Consider the following 20,904-nt stretch of genomic DNA (forward strand, 5'->3'; position numbering starts at 1 on the left):
GCCTGTAAGGGCTCTGCACGCGCCTATAAACGAGCACGGGTTCATTGGCGACAGGAAAGGCGCGTTCTGCAGCGTAGGGCGCGTTAACGGCGGAAGGGCCGGAGTGGCTATAAGAAGCACTTCTCCGACCCTTCGCTAGAACCCGGATCAGGACGATAACCCGAATATCGTCCTGATCCGCCCCCAAAGAATTGGCCCGCTTACCCTAGTCGGCCAACCTTTGGCGGTGTAACTCCTATGGAGATCCACCTAGCACTTAATATTCTGCACTACGCAAACAACTAACAAAGTCGGTTCTTTGGGGGACTCTCGGGGGACAATTTTTGCCTTTAGCCGTGGAGTTCCGTGGGTTTTTGCGGTTTTCGACGAATTCCGTTGCTCGTAATTGGGGTACGACTACGAAACCACAGGTTTTACGCAATGCACGGGGCAAAAGTTCCGTTTTAGCGTCGAGCGCTCGCGTTCCATGCCCCGGGGCCCGGGGTGAGCGGTTCACGAATTGGGCGCTGACTGCGAGCCCATGCCGAGACCGGAGCCACTTCATCCGCACCAGCAAGCTCTGCCGATTCCAGTAGAGCGGCGCGCACGACAGCCGTAACGGCCGCCGTTTCTTCAGGCGTGACGTTGCGTGAGACGATCCGAATGTCGGCCGGCTCCTCGGAAGCATGTTTGCCGGTCACAGCGGAATGTTTCCGTGCTTCTTGGGCGGCATGCTCGCGCGCTTCGTGCGCAGTGCACGCAGGGCCTTGACGACCTGCACGCGAGTGGCAGCGGGTTCGATAACGCCGTCGAGCTCGCCACGCTCCGCGGCGAGGAACGGGCTGGCAACGTTGTAGGTGTATTCGTTGGCGAGTCGCGTGCGCACGGCAGCGACATCCTCACCAGCGGCCTCGGCGGCTTTGATCTCACCGCGGTACAGGATGTTGACGGCGCCCTGGCCACCCATGACGGCGATCTCCGCGGTCGGCCACGCGTAGTTGAGGTCAGCACCCAGCTGCTTGGATCCCATGACGATGTAAGCCCCGCCGTAGGCCTTGCGCGTGATGACAGTCACCAGCGGCACGGTCGCTTCAGCGTAGGCGTAGAGCAGCTTGGCGCCACGGCGAATAACGCCGGTCCACTCCTGGTCGGTGCCGGGCAGGTAGCCGGGAACGTCGACGAGAGTGAGGATGGGGATGCTGAACGAATCGCAGAAACGAACGAAGCGGGCGGCCTTCTCGCCGGCCTCGATGTTGAGGGTTCCGGCCATGGCCTGAGGCTGGTTGGCGATGATGCCCACCGAGCGACCTTCAACGCGGCCGAAGCCGACCACGATGTTGGGGGCGAAGAGAGGCTGGGTTTCAAGGAAGTCGCCGTTGTCGACGATGTGCTCGATGATCGTCTTCACGTCATAGGGCTGGTTGGGGCTGTCGGGAATGATCGTGTTGAGCTTGCGATCCTCATCCGTGATTTCCAACTCAACTTCACTCTCGTAGATGGGGGCATCCGAGAGGTTGTTGTCGGGCAAGAAACCGACGAGGGTGCGGGCGTAGTCGAGAGCATCCTCTTCATCGCTGGCGAGGTAGTGGGCAACGCCCGACACCTTGTTGTGGGTGAGAGCGCCACCGAGCTCTTCCATGCCGACGTCTTCGCCGGTAACGGTCTTGATGACGTCGGGGCCGGTCACGAACATCTGGCTGGTCTTGTCGACCATGATCACGAAGTCGGTGAGCGCGGGGGAGTAGACGGCGCCACCGGCAGCCGGGCCCATAATGATGGAGATCTGGGGGATAACGCCCGACGCTTGAGTGTTGCGACGGAAGATCTCGCCGTACTTGCCGAGAGCAACAACGCCCTCCTGAATGCGGGCTCCACCGGAGTCGAGCATTCCGATGATCGGAACGCCCGTCTTCATGGCGTGATCCATGACCTTGATGATCTTCTCGCCGGCGACCTCACCGAGCGAACCACCGAAGATGGTGAAGTCCTGCGCGTAGACAGCAACCTGGCGACCGTGGATGGTGCCGACACCGGTAACAACAGCGTCACCGTAAGGGCGCTTCTTTTCCATGCCGAAGGCGTGGGTGCGGTGACGAACGAACTCGTCGAGCTCCACGAACGAGCCGTGGTCGAGCAACTGCTCAATGCGCTCGCGGGCGGTCATCTTGCCCTTGGCGTGCTGCTTTTCAATGGCCGCGTCACCGCTGGCGGTCACGGCTTCGTGATAGCGGTTCTTGAGATCGGCGATCCGGCCGGCGGTCGTGAACATGTCTGGAGTCGAGTTGTCTTCGGTCACTGTGTCACTTTACCCACCCATCCCGTGCTTGTGTGGTTGGCGGAACCCACAAGTTTCACGGCCGATTCATTGAGGAAAGACCAAAAGCACGTTGCCACCCTGCGTGCGGCCCTACGCTAAAGCGATGGACTTGCCACTGAGTACTGCCGTTGCACCACTACTTGAGCACCTCGAGGAGGTCGGCTCGACTAATCACGAGCTGCTTGCCCGTGCAGCGCGAGGCGAAGCCCAGCACTTGTCTACTCTCGTCACCGCCAACCAGACGGCGGGGCGCGGGCGGCTCGGGCGCGAATGGGTAGCGCCTGCGGGCAAAACTTTCGCGGTGTCGGTGCTGGTTGCGCCGGACGACGCCTCAATCGAAGCTCTGTCGTGGATGCCGCTGATTGGTGGCTTAGCGATGGCCCGCGCCGTGCGAACTCTCGTGAACGATCGCGTGGTCACCCTCAAGTGGCCCAATGATGTTCAGATCGAGGGATTGAAAGTGTCAGGGCTGCTTTCAGAGCTCGTAGCGGGCGGCACCGGGGTGATTGTGGGTGCAGGGCTGAACCTCACGATTGAGCGTGACGAACTGCCGACATCCGTATCGACCTCGTTGTTGTTGGAGGGAGCTCAGCCCGACTTCGATGATGCCGTGAGCCGCTACCTGAAAGAACTGCTCGCTCTTGTAGAACAATTCGTCGCCGGCGGCCTCGACCCGGTGCGCAGCGGTATCGCTGCCGCGGTGCGCGCCGAGTGCGGAACCATTGGTCGCCGCGTGAGGGTTGAGCTGCCTGGCGGCGATCGAATTTTTGGCACGGCCGAGACTGTCGACGATCAGGGGCAACTCGTCGTTAAGGACGATGCGAACGGTCAGTTGCAGCACGTCGCGGCAGGCGACGTCACTCACCTGCGGTATGAATGATCTATGCCCCATGAGATGAGCGTTCAGCGCGAAGCCATTGTTGCTCGCGTGCGCTCCCACGCCCGGGCACTGATCTTTCCCGGCATCGTATTTATTGCGACAGCCGGTGCCCTCGGCTACTTCTTCGGCAGTTTCGCCGAGAGCTGGCAGAACCTCGCCCTGCTCACCGCAGGACTGTTGCTTATCGTCGTCGCCTGGTTCTTGCCCTTCTTTGCCTGGTTAGCGCGAAACTACACGATCACCACGCGCCGTGTGGTGCTCTCTAGCGGAGTCTTCGTGCGCGTGCGTCAAGAACTCCTGCATAGCCGCGGCTACGACGTCACGGTTCGCCAGTCGTGGGTTCAGCGGATGTTCGGCAGCGGTGATCTTCTGATCAATGCGGGCCACGATCACCCGGTTGTGCTGCGCGACATCCCCTCTGTGGCACTCACTCAAGCGGCACTGCACGACCTCATGGAGAACAACCAAAACGTGGTCTCGATGCGTCGCCAACGCGATGAATCGCATCCGTCTGACGAGACCACCGTGTGGGGAACCCGCTAAGCGCTGACTTCGTTGCCTGGCCAGGCTGGGCATCCACGGGACATTCATCTCGGCACGCTACTTTCCGTCAGCCTTCATCAGATAGGCTGCCACGCGTGAAGATCTCAGTAATCGGTTGTGGATATTTGGGTGCTGTTCATGCAGCATCAATGGCAAAGCTTGGGCATGACGTTGTGGGAATCGACGTCGATGCCGCGAAGGTTGAGGCACTCTCTCAGGGTCACGCCCCCTTCTATGAGCCCGGCTTGCCGGAGCTATTGAGCGAGACTGTCGATAACGGATCGCTTCGCTTCTCGGCGGACATCTCGCAGGCGAGCGGCGCGACCGTTCACTTCATCGCCGTCGGCACGCCTCAGCAAGCGGACTCCAATGCCGCCGATTTGCGTTTCGTCGATGCCGCTTTTGAGGCACTGCTTCCCTTCATCGGCCCCGGCCACCTCGTTGTGGGCAAGTCCACGGTTCCCGTGGGCACGGCGCAGCGCCTCGCCGAGATCATCGAAGCGACTGGCGCAAGCCTGGCGTGGAACCCCGAGTTCCTTCGCGAGGGATTCGCTGTGCAAGACACGATCTCGCCCGATCGCCTCGTCTACGGCGTTCGCCCGGGTGACGACAGCGCCTCGGCCATCCTTGACGACGTGTACAGCTCAATTTTGGCGCAAGAGACCCCGCGCATCATCACTGACTTTGCGACCGCAGAGCTCGTGAAGGTTGCGGCCAATGCGTTCCTCGCCACCAAGATTTCTTTCATCAACGCTATGGCCGAAGTCGCTGAGGTCGTCGGTGCCGATGTGACCCAGTTGGCGGATGCCATCGGTCACGATCAGCGCATCGGTCGTCGTTTCTTGAATGCGGGCCTCGGTTTCGGTGGCGGATGCCTCCCGAAGGACATCCGTGCTTTCATGGCACGCGCTTCAGAGCTCGGTGCTGGCGAGGCTCTCAGCTTCTTGGGCGAGGTCGACGCGATCAACCTCCGTCGTCGCGAGCGCATGGTTGATCTGTGTCGCGAGGTTCTCGGCGGAACCATCGAGGGCGCAAAGATTGCCGTTCTCGGTCTGGCCTTCAAGCCCGAATCGGATGACGTGCGTGACTCGCCAGCGCTCGATGTCGCCGCGCGACTATCAGAGCTGGGCGGCATTGTTCGTGCCACCGACCCTCACGCGATCGAAACGTCGCGTCGGGTTCGCCCCGGTCTCGATTACGTCGAGACCGTTGCCGAAGCAGCGAAAGACGCCGACGTCGTTCTCGTGCTCACCGAATGGCGCGAATACCGCGCCATCGACCCGGCCGAGCTGGAGTCAATCGTTTCGGTGCGCGCGATCCTCGATGGGCGAAACTGCCTGGACCCGGTGCAATGGCGTGAGGCCGGCTGGACGTACCGCGCGCTCGGTCGTCCCTAGCGCGGCGTCGGCTGCGGCATCCACTGCTCCCTGGGCGGCGTGACTCGCGGCCCGTGCTGACTGCGCTGCGGCCTGTTCGGCAGCCAGAACGCTACGACTGGGGCTAAAGACCCACCAGCGGTAGAGGGCAAAGCGAAAGATCGCGCCGAGCCCGAGGCCAACGACGTTGGTCGCGATGTTGTCGGCGAGCAGCGAAGTGAAGCCAAGAACGTAGTGGGAGACCCACAAGCACAGGAGGCCGATGCCCATTCCGGCGACGCTGACGATCGCAAACTCGACGCCCTCGCGCGTGGCACCGGTGCGACCGGTGGTAGCGAAAGTCCAGCGACGATTGCCGATCCAGTTGGCACCGATCGCAAGCGTGGTCGAGATCACCTTGGCGATGACCGGGCCTTCGTGAAGCACATCAGGTGAGAGAATTGTGAGCCGCAACAGGTTGAATACTGCGACGTCGATCACAAGCCCACCGAGCCCTACTACGCCGAAACGTAGAAACTGGCCGAGCAGCTTTCGCATGTGATCTCTCCAGTAGACAAGAATGGGGCAGGGCGGTTGGAAGTCTAGCCCGCGAACCTAAGCCCGAAACTGGGCATCATCTTAGATAGTGCAGGAGTGACGGATGCGACCGATCATCGGGGTAATTGGCGGAGGCCAGCTGGCCAGAATGATGATCCCGCGCGCAATCGAGCTCGGTTTTGAGCTGCGAGTGCTCGCCGAGACCGAGGGAATGTCTGCCTCCTTGGCGGCAACCGCGGTCGGCGATTACACGAATGTTGCCACCGTTCTCGAGTTCGCTCGCGACGTTGATGTCATTACTTTCGACCACGAGCACGTGCCTCAGCACGTGCTGGCGGCTCTCGTGGAGGCCGACGTTTCGGTGCATCCGGGCCCCGCTCCGCTCGCGGTTGCTCAAGACAAGATTCTGATGCGCCAGGAGCTCACGCGGCTCGGCTTGCCCGTTCCGGTCTGGGCGAGCGTCTCGACCGCTGCCGAGCTTGATGCGTTCATTGCCGATAACGGCGGCCGCGTGATCGTCAAGACACCGCGGGGCGGCTATGACGGTAAGGGCGTTCGCATCGTTACCGCGGCATCCGATGTCGCGGACTGGTTTGAGGCCGGCGACCCCTTGCTCGCCGAAGAACTCGTCTCCTTTACGCGCGAACTCGCACAATTGGCCGCGCGGCGCCCAAGCGGCGAAATCGCGCTCTGGCCGCTCGTCGAGTCGATTCAACAAGACGGTGTGTGTGCCGAAGTCATTGCCCCGGCCCCCAGCCTGCCGGCACCGCTCGCTCAGGCTGCAGCGGATATCGCGAGCACCGTCGCAGAGAAGCTCGGTGTTACGGGCGTGCTAGCCGTCGAACTGTTCGAAACGACCGACGGCACTCTGCTCATCAACGAACTGGCCATGCGCCCGCACAACAGCGGACACTGGACGATGGATGGCGCGGTCACGAGCCAGTTCGAGCAACACTTGCGTGCTGTGCTCGACTTGCCTCTCGGCGCTACCGCTGCGCGCTCGCCGTGGACGGTCATGATCAACGTTCTTGGCGGCCCGGCTTCGGGCACGATCGCCGAGCGTTACCCCCTCGCGCTCGCTAGCCAGCCGGCAGCAAAGTTCCACGAGTACGGTAAAGCTCCGCGCCCCGGCCGCAAGGTAGGGCACGTGAATGTCAGCGGTGATGACCTCGACGACGTGATGTACCGGGCGCGTGCCGCAGCAGCAATTCTGAAGGATTGAGACCTAGCATGGGTTCCGTGACTCAACCGCAAGTAGCTGTCGTAATGGGATCAGACTCCGACTGGAAGGTCATGGTCGACGCTTCGGCGGCGCTCAAAGACTTCGGGATCGAGCACGAGGTCAGCGTGGTTTCTGCGCACCGCAGTGCCGAGAAAATGATCGCGTTCGGCAAGGAAGCAGCTGGCCGCGGCATCCGCGTCATCATTGCTGGTGCCGGTGGCGCCGCTCACTTGCCGGGCATGCTCGCCTCGGTCACCACTCTTCCTGTGATTGGCGTTCCCGTTCCGCTCTCGCGTCTCGATGGCATGGATTCCCTGCTGTCGATCGTGCAGATGCCCGCCGGCATCCCGGTCGCTACCGTTTCTATCGGGGGAGCACGCAACGCGGGAATCCTCGCTGCTCGCATCCTCGGTTCGGGCGATCCCGAGCTCACTCAGAAGCTTGCCGACTATGCGGCAAGCCTCGAAGCGATGGTGGATGACAAAAACGCCGCTCTGAACGCGAGCCTGTGAGCGCAACAAGCTCCCTTCGTCAGCCCGCGGATCGCTCAGCGGCGACCATGACGAAGCGCGCGTGGTGGTTGCTCGGGCTCAACATTCTGATTCCTGGGTCTGCTCAGCTGCTTGCGGGCAATCGCAAGCTGGGCCGCTTCGGCGTCGTCGCGAGCTTCATCTTCGTGGTTCTCGTAGTGATTGCCCTAGTGCTCTCCGTTGCAGCGCCAGCGGTGCTGCTGACGATCGGCAGCAGCACGATCGGTCTGTGGGCGATCGCCCTAGGGCTGGCGTTCTACGCCGTGCTCTGGATCGTGCTCACCCTCAACGCCTGGAGCATCTCCGGGCTTGGTCGCGCCACCCCCAGCGGCCGGGCAGTGGTGGCCGCCTTCAGCGCCATCGTGCTCGTCGTCGTAGCCGGTACCGCGGGCTACGGAGCATACGTCGCGACGACCGCCAACTCTTTCTTGAGCGACGTCTTCATCGCGGCCCCCACGAAAGAGCCCATCGATGGGCGCTACAACATTCTCTTGCTCGGAGGCGACGCTGGCGCGGATCGCGACGGACTGCGACCCGACAGCATCACGCTGGCCAGTATCGATGCCGAAACCGGAGAGGCCGTTCTGATCGGCCTTCCCCGCAATATGGAACTCACGCCCTTTGTGGCCGGTTCCCCGCTCGCCGATAAGTATCCCGATGGTTACGGCGCGTACGGCTGCGATGTAGACGTATGCCTGCTCAACTCCATCTACACCGAGGTTGAGCTCAACACCCCCGAGCTGTACCCAGATGCTGTAGCGAACGGCAGCACTCCCGGCATCGAGGCCATGCGTGACGCCGTTGAAGGCATCACCGGGCTCGGCATCCAGTACTACGCCCTCATCGATATGCAGGGCTTTAGCGATTTGATCGACTCGCTCGGCGGCGTCACTATCAACGTCGAAGAGGCAGTACCGATCCACGCGGATGCCGAATTCACGATCGTTGCCGAGTGGATCCCCGCTGGTGTACAGGTCATGGATGGTTACCACGCGCTCTGGTACGCCCGCTCACGGCACGACACCACCGACTACGACCGCATGGAGCGCCAGCGCCAACTGCAGCAGGCTGTCGTGGAACAGTTCACTCCGGCGAACGTGCTCACGAAGTTCCAAGCGATCGCGTCAGCGAGCTCCAAGGTCGTCACTACCGACGTGCCTCAGGGCAGCTTGGGCTACTTCGTGAATCTCGCATCCAAAACGCGAACGATGCCGATCGGATCGCTCGAACTCGTGCCCGCCAACGATATCGATCCCGAGTTCCCCGACTTCGAGTACATCCGCGAGCTTGTCGCTGGCGTCACGGTATCCAGCGTCGCGGACGACAGTAGCGAATAGCTGTTTAGTGATGTTTCGATTGGCGCCGCGAAGCGCCTTGACGGCCCCTTAGAGGTCGGCGTGCAGCTGCCAGACCTTTTCGGCCGACATGCGCCAGCTGAACGCGCGAGCACGGTCCTGGCCCGCGTAGAACAGTCGCTCGGCGAAGGGGGCGTCGTTGAGCACGCGGCTAATGCCTTCGGCGAGTGCTTCGGAGTAGCCTTCGCCGGGTTCACGCTCGACGACAACTCCGGCGTCCGCCGCAAGCTCGAGCAGCGCGGGAGCATCGGAGTGAACAACCGGGATGCCGAACGAGAGCGCTTCAAGCACGGGCATCCCGAATCCCACATCGAGGTTGGGATACACGAACGCTGAGGCGTGATCGAAAACGACGGACAAATCGTCGTTGGTGATCGTTCCCATGCAGCGCACACGATCTGCGCTGATGTTCTCCGCGTCAAGAAACTCTGCAATCGCGGCATCGCCGGGCTCCGGACCGACCAACAGCAATACAACGTCGTCATCGAGTTCGCGCAGGGCCCGGATGAGGTGGTCGATTCCGCGATGCGGGTCGAGGCCACCGATAGCCAGCAAAAATCGCTGCGGCAGGTCGAGTTCGTTGGCGCGTTCGTCGATGTTCTCGGGGATGCGCAGGCTTGCACTGGCTGCGCCGCTAATGACACGAACACGGTCGCCGAAATTAGCGATACCTTCCAGCTGCTGAGCGACGGTGTGGCTGGGAACGACAATGGCATCCGCGTACTTCTCAGCGCGCTTGAGCATCGCTCGCGCCCAGCTTGCCTGACGGCTACCGAGCGACTCGGGGCGCGTCCACGCGACGACATCGTGCACGGTGACGGCAATCTGTTCACCCCGGTTGAGACGATCGTGGCGACGCAGGGGCGCCATGAGGCTCGTGGCGTGAAGCATGCCTTGCCCGGGAACCTTCGTGAAGCCGTGCTGCCATGATGCCCGCAGTTCGCGGCGGCTCAGCGCACTCTTGTGGAGTTTGGCGAGGTTGGGAAGTCGATCAGCGATGAGGTCGTATTCAGCCTCGGTGGATGCCGACACGAAAGCCTCGACATAACAATTGGTGGGAGCAGCATTGATGAGCTCTCGCGTCAACTCTTCGGAGTACCGAGCAATACTGCCCGGGGTAGGCGAAAGCATCTCATCGATAATGACGCGGAGAGTGGTCATTCGGCTGTCAACGCTCCTGATTCAAAGGCGGCCTGAAGGGCTTGCTTCCACTCACGCATTGGCTCGATCCCCGCATCGCTCCACGCATGGTGACCCAAAACAGAGTAGCTCGGTCGCGGCGCAGGCCGCTGAAAAGCTGTACTGTCGGTCGGCTTGACCCTATCAGGATCAAGACCGGCCACTACGAACACTGCTTGGGCAAGATCGAACCAGGTCGCTTCGCCCGAGTTGGTGCCGTGAAAGATTCCGGCGGGAGTTCCAGCGTCAACGAGTGCGACCAGTTGCGCGGCAAGGTCGCCTGTCCACGTCGGCTGCCCGCGCTGGTCATTGACAACGTCAAGAGTGTCGCGGTTCGCCGCGAGCGTCAGCATCGTGCGGGGAAAGTTGCCGCCGTTTTTGCCGTACAACCAGGCGGTACGCACAATCGCGGTGCGACCGGGATTGTGCTCGAGAGCCAACACTTCGCCGGCGGCTTTCGTGCGGCCGTACGCGGAGACCGGATGCCGTGGCGCGTCTTCGGCGTACGGTGCTGTGGCCGTTCCGTCGAAGACGTAATCGGTCGAGAGCTGCACAAGTCGTGACTCGTGCCGAGCCGCAGCGAGAGCGAGGTTGTGCGGGCCAACGGCGTTGACGAGGTGAGCGTTCTCTTCGTCCGTTTCGGCGTCATCCACTCGCGTGTAGGCGGAGGCGTTGATGATGACGTCGAAGCCAGTAAGTACGTCTACCGCGGCTGCGCCATCGGTGATGTCAAGCTCAGCGCGCGTGAAGCCGGTAGCGTCGTGGCTGCTGAGCGCGTGCATGAGGTCGGTGCCGAGCATTCCGCCGGCACCAACAACTGCAATTCGGGTCACAGCGCAGCCTTGTCCTTGAGGGGCTCCCACCACTGGCGGTTGTCGCGGTACCACTGCACCACGTCGGCGAGGCCTGCTTCGAAGGGAACCTGCGGTTCGTAGCCCAGCTCTGACTGGATCTTGGAAATGTCGACGCTGTAGCGAAGGTCGTGACCAAGACGGTCTTCGACGCGATCAACGAACGACCAGTCGGTGCCCGTGTGGTCGAGTAGCAGTTGCGTGAGCTCTTTGTTGGTGAGCTCGGTGCCGCCACCGATGTTGTAAATCTCGCCAGCGCGACCGCCGCTGAGCACGAGAGCGATGCCACGGCAGTGGTCGTCAACGTGCAGCCAGTCGCGCACGTTGTTGCCTTCGCCGTACAGCGGAACATGCTTGCCGTCGATGAGGTTTGTCACAAACAGCGGGATAAGCTTTTCAGGGAAGTGGTAGCGACCGTAGTTGTTGGAGCAGCGCGTGATCGACACGTTCATGCCGTGGGTGCGGTAGTAACTGCGGGCAAGAAGGTCGCTGCCCGCTTTCGACGCCGAGTAGGGCGAGTTGGGTTCGAGGGGGCGCTGTTCATCCCACGAGCCCTCTTCAATCGAACCGTAAACCTCGTCGGTGGAGACGTGGACGAAGCGAGGCGTTTTGGCGCGCAGCGCGGCGTCGAGCAAGCGCTGGGTGCCGAGAACGTTAGTTTCCACAAACGCGCTGGCGTCGCGGACCGAACGGTCGACATGCGATTCCGCTGCGAAGTGCACAATGGCATCCACATCACCCAGAAGGCTGTCGAGAAGCTCGGCATCGCGGATGTCGCCCTCTACGAAGGTATAGCGCGGGGAGTCGGCCACGGGGGCCAAGTTCTCCAGATTGCCCGAGTACGTCAGCGCATCGAGCACGACAACGTCAGCACCGGCCAGGTCGGGGTAGGTGTCTTCGAGCGTGCGGCGAACAAAGTTGGAGCCAATAAAGCCGGCACCGCCGGTCACGAGAATCTTCATGAGGGGTTCCTGTCGGTTGTGGGCGTCGAAGCGGCGGCAGATGCCGCTGCGCCGGTGGCGGGAAACTCTGATGCGAGGGTTCGCTTGAGTGCTTCGTGCAGGCTGAACGTGGCGGTATAGCCAGAATCGCGAAGTCGATCGGTGTTCACCGTGGTGTCGGCCGCAAACTTGCGAATACGAACCGCACTGATCGGGAAAGTGCGTCGTGTGATTTTAGCGGCAGCGTCGAAAACGTAGCCCGCAACTATCCCCAGTGCCAGCGGAAGGCGGATGCCGCTCGCCGCGTGCACGTTCATTTCGTCGCGCAGAATGGCGATGAGCTCTTTGGTCGAAAGATCGGGCTTGTCCGCAAAGTTGCGGATCTCAATGCCGGTGGGAGCCTCGAGGCGGCTCGCGATGTACCCCACGATGTTGCCCACATAGGCCATCGACTTTCGGTTCTCACCCTTGCCGACCATGATGAAGCGGCCAGAGGAAACCTGTTTGGCCAAGTTGTAGACGTTGCCGCGGTTGCCCTCACCGAACACGACTGAGGGGCGAACGATCGCGAGCGAGCGGGCGGCATCCGCGTTCGCCCACGTGCTGAAGACGCCTTCAGCGGCTAGCTTGGTGCGGCCGTACTCGTTGAAGGGCTCGGGCACCGAGTCTTCGGCGGCGTTGTTCTTGTCGAGACCGTAGATCGCGACGGTGCTCGTAAAGATAATGCGTTGGATGCCGTTGGCCTCGGCCGCCGCGACGACAGCGTGTGCTCCGCCCACGTTGACCTCGGTGTACAGGCTCAGGGGGGTCACGTCGTCGCGGTGCTCGGCGGCGAGATTGATGATCGCGTCGTGGCCGACAGCGGCTGCGGAAAGTTCTTCGGCCGAACGGACATCGCCGGTGACCGACTGTTCGGGAAAACGCGCCGAGACATGACGATCAAAGTTGGTGAACTCGTCCCCCTGCTCGTTCAGGGTTTCAAGCAGGCGAGTGCCAATAAAGCCACTACCGCCGACGACGAGAATCTTCATAACGTTGCTTTCTCTCTTTGCGACAGATTGTTTGTTCACCACACACCAGTGCTAATCAACAGCGCAATTATCCACTGATCTCTTGGGCGTCGCCTGAGTTGTTTCGCGCGGCCAGCGAGTACGAAGCGAGAACGCAGGTTTCTCTTCTCTACGAGCTCGCGCATCCGTTCAAGTTCGGCGCGGTGGTCGTCATCGGCCACGCTCAGGGCCACGCGGGCGAGGAGTCGTGCTTGACCCCGATGCCATTGCTCACGAACGAGAGAGAGGCGGGAGAACGCCGAACGGGCGCCCACGTTCGCGCCCATGACGTTGGCGTCGTGCTGGCGGTACTCCACAGTGGGCACGGCGTCGATGTGCCAGGTCCAGCCATGAGCTCGCGCCAAGACGTAGAGCAACCAGTCGTGGTACTGCGGCAGGGGATTGGCCGCTGCTGAATCGAGATACTCGCGAGCGAGCGCCACCAAGCGGTTAGACATGAGGAAGGTCGACCCGGGGCCGGGGCTTTCGAGCAAGTAATCGAACCGGCGCTGTGGGAAGTCTTTTTTGACGAGGCTGCGCTCGCCGGTGGCCGTAAACGAGGTGACGTTAGAAGAGACGCCATCGGCGGCGAGCTTCGTGCTGAGGCTCACGTGCGACGCCAGCTTTGTGGGTACCCAGATGTCGTCTTGGTCGCAAAACGCGTAGTACTCGCGATCGGCGGGTGCCAGCTGGATCAAGCGGTAAAAGTTCGCGGCGGCGCTGCCGGAAGCTCCATCGCTCGCGATCACGGTCAGTCGAGGTTCGACCGCTGCTTGTTCGGCGAGCCACTCTGCGGTGCCGTCGGTTGACGCATCGTCACGTGCGAAAACTTCAACCTCAACGCCCTCTTGAGCGAGCACGCTATCAAGCTGTTCGGGAAGCCACCGTCGGCCGTTGTGGGTCGCCAAGAGAACGGCAACATGGGGTAGGACCCCTGGGGTGTGATCGGTAGGCATAACTCCCCAATGATAGTTGGCTTGGCGGTGCGCGCCACCGCAGGCGGGGCAGCTTAAGCTGGAACCATGAGCGAGCCCGCGTCCACCCCTGAAATCTCGGTGGCTCTGTGTACGCACAATGGTGCCGCGTACATCGAAGAGCAACTGCTCAGCATCCTCGAACAGCAGCCCGCCCCTACACAATTAGTGGTGTCGGATGACGCGTCCCGCGACGACACGATCGACCGCGTTCGCGCGGTCGCGGCCCGCTATCCTTCGGTGCAGCTGACCGTTTTCGAAAACACCCCACCCCTCGGCGTCACCAAGAACTTTGAACAGGCGATCCGAGCGTGCACGGGCGACCTCATTGCCCTGAGCGATCAGGATGACGTCTGGCACCCGGGGCGGCTTGCGCTGTTTGCTGCCCAGTTTGCCGCGCAGCCGACCGTCTCGCTGATTCACTCGGATGCGCGACTCGTCGATGGCGCGGGTGCGCCGCTCGGTCACACTCTGTCGGGGGCCCTCGGCGTTGGCGCGGGCGAAGTGGCGAGCATCCACGCCGGCGACGCATTTTCGGTGATGCTGCGACGCAACTTGGTGACAGGAGCCTGCACTGTGTTCCGTCGAAGCCTCGTGGAGTTTGCGGCTCCCTTTCCGCCGTCGTGGGTGCACGACGAATGGCTCGGCGTCATCGCAGCGGCAGTGGCGTCCACAGACTTTGTCGAGCAGCCCACGATCGACTATCGCCAGCACGGTTCGAACCAGATCGGCGCTACCAAGCTGTCGCTCGCCGGAAAATTCGGGCGCATGATGGAGCCCCGGCGTGATCGCAACGCCCGCCTGGAAAAGAACATGACGGTGCTGGTCGATCGCCTGCAGCGGCTCGGGGCTCGCGTTAGCGACGAGAAAGTCAACCGCGCTTTGGCCAAACTTGAGCATGAGCGCATGCGCAACGCGCTGCCCGAGGCCCGATTTCGACGGATTCCGACCGTCACACGTGCTTTCGCTGCGGGGCACTACGGCCGCTACTCGCGCGGCCCGCTCGACGCGGTGCGTGACGTTCTTCAACCCGTCGACTAACACTCTGTGCATCCTGAACCGTCCGCCAAGCCTCGCCGGGTAGGATTCTTGGTGTGCAAATACGTGAACTCTCGGTGCCTGATTCCTACGAAATCACCCCCAAACAATTCGCCGATGAACGCGGCGTTTTCTTGGAGTGGTACCGCTTCGACAAACTCGAAGAGGTAGTAGGGCACCCGCTCGACCTTCGACAGGCCAATACTTCGGTATCCAAGCGCGGCGTCGTTCGCGGCATCCACTATGCGGATGTCCCTCCCGGGCAGGGCAAATACGTCACGGTCACGCACGGCCGCGGCATCGACTTCGTGGTCGACATCCGCGAGGGTTCGCCGACCTTTGGTCAGTGGGACTCGGTCATTCTCGACACCGTCGATCGTCGCGCGGTCTATGTGGCGGAGGGGCTTGGCCACGCGTTCATTGCTCTCACCGACGACGCCACCCTCACTTACCTCGTGAGCGATGTCTACAAGCCGGGCGCCGAGCACGACATCAATGTGCTCGACCCCGAAATTGGCTTGGTCTTCCCGCCCGAGCTCGACGAGCTCGTTCTCTCGCCCAAAGACAAGATTGCGCCCACCCTTGCCGAACGCCTCGCCGATGGCTCGCTGCCGTCGTACGCTGCCGTTAAGGAGTACTACGAGGCGAACCGAAAGGAACGCAACTAATGCGCGGAATTATTCTGGCCGGCGGCAGCGGAACGCGCCTCTGGCCCATCACCAAGGGCATCTCCAAGCAGCTCATGCCCATTTACGACAAGCCGATGGTCTACTACCCCTTGTCGACGTTGATGAGTGCGGGCATCCGCGAAATTTTGATCATCACGACTCCGGATGACCAAGCCCAGTTCCAGCGCCTCTTGGGTGATGGCAGCGAACTCGGCATCGAGCTCACGTACGCCGTGCAGCCCTCGCCCGATGGCCTCGCTCAGGCGTTCATCATTGGCGAAGAGTTCATCGGTGACGAGAAGGTCGCGCTCGTTTTGGGCGACAACATCTTCCACGGCATGGGGCTCGGTTCGAACCTGCGCCAGCACAACGACATCGACGGTTCCCTGATCTTTGCGTACCACGTGCGTAACCCGCGGGCCTACGGCGTCGTCGAGTTCGACGAGAACTTCATCGCTCAGTCGATTGAAGAGAAGCCCCTTGAGCCGAAGAGCAACTACGCCGTTCCCGGCCTCTACTTCTACGACAACTCGGTTATCGAGATCGCCAAGTCGATCACGCCGAGCGCTCGCGGTGAACTTGAAATCTCCACCATCAACGAGCACTACCTCAACCGGGGTCAGCTGCAGGTCAACGTGCTCGACCGCGGTACCGCCTGGCTCGACACCGGAACCTTCGAGTCGATGGTTCAAGCCACCGAGTTCGTGCGCGTGATTGAAGACCGTCAGGGTTACAAGATTGGCTGCATCGAAGAGATTGCCTGGCGCGCTGGCTGGATTTCGGATGACCAGCTCGCTGCCCTCGCCGCCCCTCTTGTCAAGAGCGGCTACGGCGTCTACCTCGAAGGACTGTTGGCGGCAACCAAGTGACTCGCGTACTGATCATCACGGGCGACCCCATTGGTCCCCGGATGGCCGGCCCCGCGATTCGCTCGTGGAACATGGCTCTCGCGCTCGCTGAAGCGGGCAACGAGGTCACGCTCATGACGACGACCAAGCTTCAGCCGGTGGATGCTCCCTTCGAGCTCACGCTCGTCACGCCGGGGGAGAACGACGCCTTCGCGAAACTCGAACAGTGGTGCGACGTCGTGGTCTTCCAAGGCCATGCCATGCGCCAGTTCGAAGTGTTGCGCACGACAGACAAGATCACCGTCGTCGACATTTACGACCCGATGCACCTCGAAATGCTCGAGCAGGGCCGCGAACTTGCGCGTGCCACGTGGGAGCTTCGCGTTACGACCGCAACCGAGGTGCTCAACGAGCAACTCGCACTCGGCGACTTCTTCATGTGCGCTTCCGAACGCCAGCGCCTCTTCTACTTCGGCCAGATGGCCGCCCTCGGGCGCCTCAGCCCCACGACCTACGAAAACGACCCGCATCTTGAGGGCCTTCTCAGCGTGGTGCCGTTCGGGCTCGAAGGCACCCCTCCCGCCCACGAGCGCGACACCCTCAAGGGCGTTTTGCCGGGCATCAACGCCGACGACAAGCTCATGATCTGGGGCGGCGGCGTCTACAGCTGGTTCGACCCCAAGACTCTGATCCGCGCGGTTGCGAAGCTGGCTGAAACCCGCGACACGGCCAAGCTCTACTTTCTCGGCACCCGGCATCCGGGCGTTGACCAGATGGGGATCGTGCGCGAGTCGCATGATCTCGCCACCGAGCTCGGGGCCCTTGACTCGTCGGTCTTCTTTAACGAAGAGTGGGTCGACTACGCCGATCGCCAGAACTACCTGACCGAAGCGGATGCCGGCGTCAGCACCCACATGTCGCATATCGAGACAACGTTCTCGTTCCGCACGCGCATCCTCGACTATCTCTGGGCGGGTTTGCCCATGGTGGTTACCGAGGGCGACAGCTTTGCTGACCTCATCGAAACCGAGGGTCTCGGCCTCACGGTGCCTGCCCAAGACGCGGATGCTCTCGCCGCCGCCCTCGATCGGGTGCTGTACGACGACGCCTTCATCGCCGAGTGCAAGCGCAACGTCGCGCGCGTTCGTGAAGACTTCTACTGGAAGCGCACTCTGGCGCCATTGGTGAACTTTGTAGCGAATCCGCAGCACGCCGCTGACCACGCTGAAACGCGTCGTCGTGGGGTGGCACTCGGGGGCAAGGTGCCTAAGCCCTACGGCCTGCGGCACGACCTGAGGATGGCGTGGCACCACTTGCGTCACACCGGCGTCACAGCGACGGTAGACAAGGCTGTCGCACGATTGCGACGCTAATTGCCGTTCACAGCAGACTCCGGGTTTTCACGCGTTAGCTTTGTGCCATGTTGACTGGTCTGCGTTCCGTGTTCTCGCGCCCAGGCCGTCGTCTCGGGATGATCATTGCGCCGCTATTGGTGTTCGCCGCACTCGCGGCATGGGCGTTGTCATCGCCGGTCGGCGCAAGCCCCGACGACGATTTTCATCTGACGAGCATCTGGTGCGCAACCGGAGATTCGCAGTATTGCGCGGAGACTGATGACGCTGGCACGCGACTAGTGCCGCCCGCTGTCGCGAGGCCCGCTTGCTTCGCGTATGACCCCGAGAAGAGTGCTGGCTGCCAGAACAGCATTGACTTCACGGAGGGGCCGACCACCGAGACTGTCCGCGGAAATTTTGCCGGTGGATATCCAGTTGTCTACTACGGCGCCATGAGCATGTTCGTCGGGCCTGATGTGCACGTCTCTGTATTCATGATGCGAGTCGTCAACATCGCGCTGTTCGTCGGGATTGGCGTGATGCTCTATTTGGCGTTGCCAACCAACCGTCGGCAGATTCTTGTTTGGCAGTGGGCGCTCACCACCGTTCCTCTTGGACTCTTTGTGCTCTCGTCTAATAACCCGAGTTCATGGGCGCTCATGGGTGTGGGCTATGGGTGGTTAGCGCTGCTCGGTTTCTACGAGTCGTCAGGGGTCAAGCGGATTGTGCTCGGCGCGCTGTTCCTGCTTGGTGCGGTGATGGCGTCCGGCTCACGCAGCGATGCCACTGTTCTTTTCTGCCTCGCGGTTTTTGCAGCAGTGCTTCTCGCAATGAATAAGACACGACGATTCTTGTGGTCTTCTTTTCTCCCTGTCGTGGGTTTCATCATTTGTGCGCTGTTGTTCCGGGCATCTCGGTCGTCCGAAGCGGTGACCAGCGGTGTGCAAGATCAGCTCAGTTTTGGCGTCATCCTGCGCCGCGTCGCTCTGAATCTCACGGAAGTCCCTTCCATCTGGACAGGCATTTATGGCCAGTCATGGGGGCTCGGATGGCTAGACACCTCAATGCCCGCCGTGGTGTGGGTTAGTTCTCTCGCTGCGGTCATCGGTGTCGGCTTCGTCGCGGCCCGCGCTAATTCAATGCGAAAGAGCTTCGTTCTTGTGGTTGGCGCTGCAGCCCTCGCGATGATCCCGGTTACTTTGCTCGTTCTTGCGGGTAAAGATGTGGGCGACGACTACCAGCCTCGCTATTTGCTACCGCTTGTCGTAGTTTTTGTCGGCGCGCTCTTTTTCACCTCTGGCGCCCAACGAGTGCGCCTATCGCGAGCACAGATGTGGATCGTTGTGGTTGCTCTTTCTGGAGCGCAATTCGTTTCGTTGTACCTCAATACCCGCCGCTACGTGACCGGTATCGATGCACTCAGCGCTGACCTCGATGCAGGACGAGAATGGTGGTGGAACCTCCTCATCACTCCCAACGCCGTGTGGATCGTGGGATCGCTGTGCTTTGCAGCGGCGCTCGCGATTCTCCTCCCGGCGCATCGCGCCACCGCAGAGGTGGAGGAGCGAGACCTCTCGCCTGAACCCACCACTGCTCGCGCACTCTGAGATAGCCTGTACAGATGGCACCCGGACGCTTCGAACCTATTGTCGCGTCCGCGCGTACGAATCCGCTGCGGCGGTTCAGGCTCATTGCCTTAGCTCCCGTGTTGGCTCTCCTCGCGCTTTCGGCGTGGGCTTTCGCATCGCCGATGGGCGCAGCTCCCGATGATGATTACCATCTGGTCAGCATTTGGTGTTCAACGGACAACCCGGCGTACTGCCAGTCGGGCGCGACTGATTCAACCCGACTCGTGCCACAAGCGCTCCTGAGCTCGCCATGCTACGCCTTCGTTAGTGAGGAAAGTGCCGCCTGTCAGGACCGGATCGATTTCGGCTCAACCTCATTAGTGGAGACGGACCGCGGAAACTTTGAGGGCGAATATCCGCCGCTTTACTATTCCGTCATGAGCGTGTTCGTGGGCGACGACACCATGTTCTCGGTTATGGCGATGCGCCTTTTCAATGTTCTCTTATTCGTTGCCTTGACTGCGGCGCTTTATATGCTGCTCCCTGTCAGTCGTCGGCCTGCGTTGGTGTGGGGCTGGCTCGTGACGACGATGCCGCTCGGAGTCTTTCTGCTCGCATCCAATAACCCAAGCGGTTGGGCTGTCACCGGCGTCGGATCAGCGTGGCTGGCATTGCTCAGCTATTACGAGGCAGAGACCCGCGTTGCGCGCGCCGCTTCTGCGGTGCTCGTAGTCATCTCGGTCCTCATGGCAGCGGGCTCCCGCGGTGATTCTGCTTTGTACGTGGTCGGTGCGCTCGGCGTTGCGATCATCCTGGTATTTGAGAACACTCGTCGTTTTTGGTTGCTCTCGCTACTTCCCGTGGCGATGGGTGTTGTCGCTGGAGTGTTTTTCTTGACTGCCAGGCAGACTTCTGCCGGAATCAACGGTTTTGCGGGAGCAGAAGCGGGGCCAGCGGCGGCACAAGCGGCAACGGCGGCGGATAGCTTGGCGGGTTTTGGGTTGCTTGCGTACAACCTTCTCAACGTGCCTTCTTTATGGATTGGCGCTTTCGGCGGGTGGGATCTCGGTTGGCTGGATACTCCGATTCCCGCTTCGGTCGTGTTTTTTGGGATTGCTGCCTTCGTAGCGTTGGGCTTTGCCGGCCTCGGGGTGCTGAACTGGCGTAAAGCATTCGTGGTTGCGAGCGTCGGTTTCGTGCTCTGGATTCTTCCGACGTACGTACTCACACAGGGCGGGGACAAAGTGGGGGAGCAGGTGCAGCCTCGCTACATCCTGCCGCTCATCGTCTTGATGGGAGGTCTTCTCGTGGTGCAAGCTGGCCGAAAGCGCGTCGCCCTCGGGCGGGTGCAGACCGTCGCAATCGTCGTTGTGCTAAGTGCCGCTAACCTCGTTGCGCTTCACATGAACATGCGGCGCTACGTCACGGGTAACGACGTTCCCGGATGGAACCTCAACGCGGGTGCCGAGTGGTTCTGGTCAGGCGCTCCCGCGCCTATGGTGGTGTGGGCTGTGGGGTCCACCGCGTTTGCGGGCATGGTCGCCATCTTGGCAAGGGAAATTCATATCGCACCGGTGGTGGCAACGAACAATGCAACCGCTGCGACTACAGCCACAGGCGCAAGTCCAGATGCCGCTTCCGGTGCGCCTAACGATGCAGACGCGAGCGCAGCCCTGCTCGCTCCTTCCGGCATTACTCGCGTACCCGCGTGAGCC

At 61.6% G+C, this 20,904-nt stretch carries 20 protein-coding genes; 12 read left to right on the top strand and 8 right to left on the bottom strand.

Translation table 11 applies throughout. The features are described from left to right. Positions 1-443: 443 nt before the first annotated feature. Complete coding sequence (locus CLV85_RS04755) at positions 444-680, bottom strand: acyl-CoA carboxylase epsilon subunit (protein ID WP_100388430.1); 237 nt, start codon at positions 678-680, stop codon at positions 444-446. Next, positions 677-2,248 carry an acyl-CoA carboxylase subunit beta gene (locus tag CLV85_RS04760; protein WP_100389268.1) on the bottom strand — a complete coding sequence of 524 codons (1,572 nt, stop codon included), beginning with the start codon at positions 2,246-2,248 and terminating at the stop codon, positions 677-679. The genes CLV85_RS04755 and CLV85_RS04760 overlap by 4 nt, the downstream gene beginning before the upstream one ends. 151 nt (positions 2,249-2,399) lie before the next feature. Between CLV85_RS04760 and CLV85_RS04765 the strand changes: the two genes are divergently transcribed. From CLV85_RS04765 to CLV85_RS04775, 3 genes are all read left to right on the top strand, one after another. Next, a complete protein-coding gene (locus CLV85_RS04765; protein ID WP_100388431.1) occupies positions 2,400-3,176 on the top strand; it encodes a biotin--[acetyl-CoA-carboxylase] ligase in 777 nt (258 codons plus the stop codon). 3 nt (positions 3,177-3,179) lie between these two features. After that, complete coding sequence (locus CLV85_RS04770; RefSeq protein ID WP_100388432.1) at positions 3,180-3,719, top strand: PH domain-containing protein; 540 nt, start codon at positions 3,180-3,182, stop codon at positions 3,717-3,719. A 95-nt stretch (positions 3,720-3,814) separates the two neighbouring features. Beyond that, positions 3,815-5,116 carry a UDP-glucose dehydrogenase family protein gene (locus tag CLV85_RS04775; RefSeq protein WP_100388433.1) on the top strand — a complete coding sequence of 434 codons (1,302 nt, stop codon included), beginning with the start codon at positions 3,815-3,817 and terminating at the stop codon, positions 5,114-5,116. Here the strand turns inward: CLV85_RS04775 and CLV85_RS04780 are convergent. Then, complete coding sequence (locus CLV85_RS04780) at positions 5,015-5,632, bottom strand: GtrA family protein (RefSeq protein ID WP_100388434.1); 618 nt, start codon at positions 5,630-5,632, stop codon at positions 5,015-5,017. The two genes, CLV85_RS04775 and CLV85_RS04780, sit on opposite strands and share 102 nt — an antisense overlap. Before the next feature lie 103 nt (positions 5,633-5,735). Here CLV85_RS04780 and CLV85_RS04785 point away from each other — a divergent pair, with 103 nt between their 5' ends. From CLV85_RS04785 to CLV85_RS04795, 3 genes are read left to right on the top strand one after another with little or no spacing between them, the layout of a single operon-like run. Further along, on the top strand, positions 5,736-6,854 hold the full coding sequence (locus CLV85_RS04785) for a 5-(carboxyamino)imidazole ribonucleotide synthase (protein WP_100388435.1): 1,119 nt from the start codon (positions 5,736-5,738) through the stop codon (positions 6,852-6,854). An 8-nt stretch (positions 6,855-6,862) separates the two neighbouring features. Next, complete coding sequence (gene purE / locus CLV85_RS04790; protein ID WP_100388436.1) at positions 6,863-7,366, top strand: 5-(carboxyamino)imidazole ribonucleotide mutase; 504 nt, start codon at positions 6,863-6,865, stop codon at positions 7,364-7,366. Next, positions 7,363-8,721, top strand: coding sequence for an LCP family protein (locus tag CLV85_RS04795; RefSeq protein WP_229820316.1), 1,359 nt, complete (start codon positions 7,363-7,365; stop codon positions 8,719-8,721). The genes purE and CLV85_RS04795 overlap by 4 nt, the downstream gene beginning before the upstream one ends. Before the next feature lie 48 nt (positions 8,722-8,769). On the opposite strand, the gene CLV85_RS04800 is transcribed toward CLV85_RS04795, so the two are convergent. From CLV85_RS04800 to CLV85_RS04820, 5 genes are read right to left on the bottom strand one after another with little or no spacing between them, the layout of a single operon-like run. Beyond that, positions 8,770-9,900 (bottom strand): glycosyltransferase family 4 protein, encoded by a 1,131-nt coding sequence (locus CLV85_RS04800; RefSeq protein WP_100388438.1) that lies wholly within the window; start codon positions 9,898-9,900, stop codon positions 8,770-8,772. After that, the gene (gene rfbD, locus CLV85_RS04805; RefSeq protein ID WP_100388439.1) at positions 9,897-10,751 is read right to left on the bottom strand and encodes a dTDP-4-dehydrorhamnose reductase; all 855 of its coding nucleotides are present in this window, start codon (positions 10,749-10,751) and stop codon (positions 9,897-9,899) included. The genes CLV85_RS04800 and rfbD overlap by 4 nt, the downstream gene beginning before the upstream one ends. Next, complete coding sequence (gene rfbB / locus CLV85_RS04810) at positions 10,748-11,731, bottom strand: dTDP-glucose 4,6-dehydratase (protein WP_100388440.1); 984 nt, start codon at positions 11,729-11,731, stop codon at positions 10,748-10,750. The genes rfbD and rfbB overlap by 4 nt, the downstream gene beginning before the upstream one ends. Beyond that, the gene (locus CLV85_RS04815; RefSeq protein WP_100388441.1) at positions 11,728-12,741 is read right to left on the bottom strand and encodes an NAD-dependent epimerase/dehydratase family protein; all 1,014 of its coding nucleotides are present in this window, start codon (positions 12,739-12,741) and stop codon (positions 11,728-11,730) included. Before CLV85_RS04815 ends, rfbB begins: the two co-directional genes overlap by 4 nt. Before the next feature lie 35 nt (positions 12,742-12,776). Further along, complete coding sequence (locus CLV85_RS04820) at positions 12,777-13,715, bottom strand: glycosyltransferase family 2 protein (RefSeq protein ID WP_100388442.1); 939 nt, start codon at positions 13,713-13,715, stop codon at positions 12,777-12,779. A 66-nt stretch (positions 13,716-13,781) separates the two neighbouring features. Here CLV85_RS04820 and CLV85_RS04825 point away from each other — a divergent pair, with 66 nt between their 5' ends. Genes CLV85_RS04825 through CLV85_RS04850 form a run of 6 tightly spaced genes read left to right on the top strand, consistent with a single transcriptional unit; the run spans position 13,782 to position 20,901 of the window. Beyond that, positions 13,782-14,774 carry a glycosyltransferase family 2 protein gene (locus tag CLV85_RS04825; protein WP_100388443.1) on the top strand — a complete coding sequence of 331 codons (993 nt, stop codon included), beginning with the start codon at positions 13,782-13,784 and terminating at the stop codon, positions 14,772-14,774. A gap of 53 nt (positions 14,775-14,827) precedes the next feature. Continuing rightward, positions 14,828-15,439: a dTDP-4-dehydrorhamnose 3,5-epimerase family protein gene (locus tag CLV85_RS04830; RefSeq protein ID WP_100388444.1), complete on the top strand. Its 612-nt coding sequence runs from the start codon at positions 14,828-14,830 to the stop codon at positions 15,437-15,439. Next, positions 15,439-16,308 (top strand): glucose-1-phosphate thymidylyltransferase RfbA, encoded by an 870-nt coding sequence (gene rfbA, locus CLV85_RS04835; protein ID WP_100388445.1) that lies wholly within the window; start codon positions 15,439-15,441, stop codon positions 16,306-16,308. The genes CLV85_RS04830 and rfbA overlap by 1 nt, the downstream gene beginning before the upstream one ends. Next, positions 16,305-17,660: a glycosyltransferase gene (locus CLV85_RS04840; RefSeq protein ID WP_100388446.1), complete on the top strand. Its 1,356-nt coding sequence runs from the start codon at positions 16,305-16,307 to the stop codon at positions 17,658-17,660. The genes rfbA and CLV85_RS04840 overlap by 4 nt, the downstream gene beginning before the upstream one ends. Before the next feature lie 47 nt (positions 17,661-17,707). Continuing rightward, positions 17,708-19,228 (top strand): DUF2142 domain-containing protein, encoded by a 1,521-nt coding sequence (locus CLV85_RS04845; RefSeq protein WP_100388447.1) that lies wholly within the window; start codon positions 17,708-17,710, stop codon positions 19,226-19,228. Between the two features lie 14 nt (positions 19,229-19,242). Further along, complete coding sequence (locus CLV85_RS04850) at positions 19,243-20,901, top strand: DUF2142 domain-containing protein (protein ID WP_100388448.1); 1,659 nt, start codon at positions 19,243-19,245, stop codon at positions 20,899-20,901. Positions 20,902-20,904: the final 3 nt, after the last annotated feature.

This window comes from Salinibacterium amurskyense, from assembly GCF_002797685.1.
Lineage (GTDB): Bacteria > Actinomycetota > Actinomycetes > Actinomycetales > Microbacteriaceae > Rhodoglobus > Rhodoglobus amurskyensis.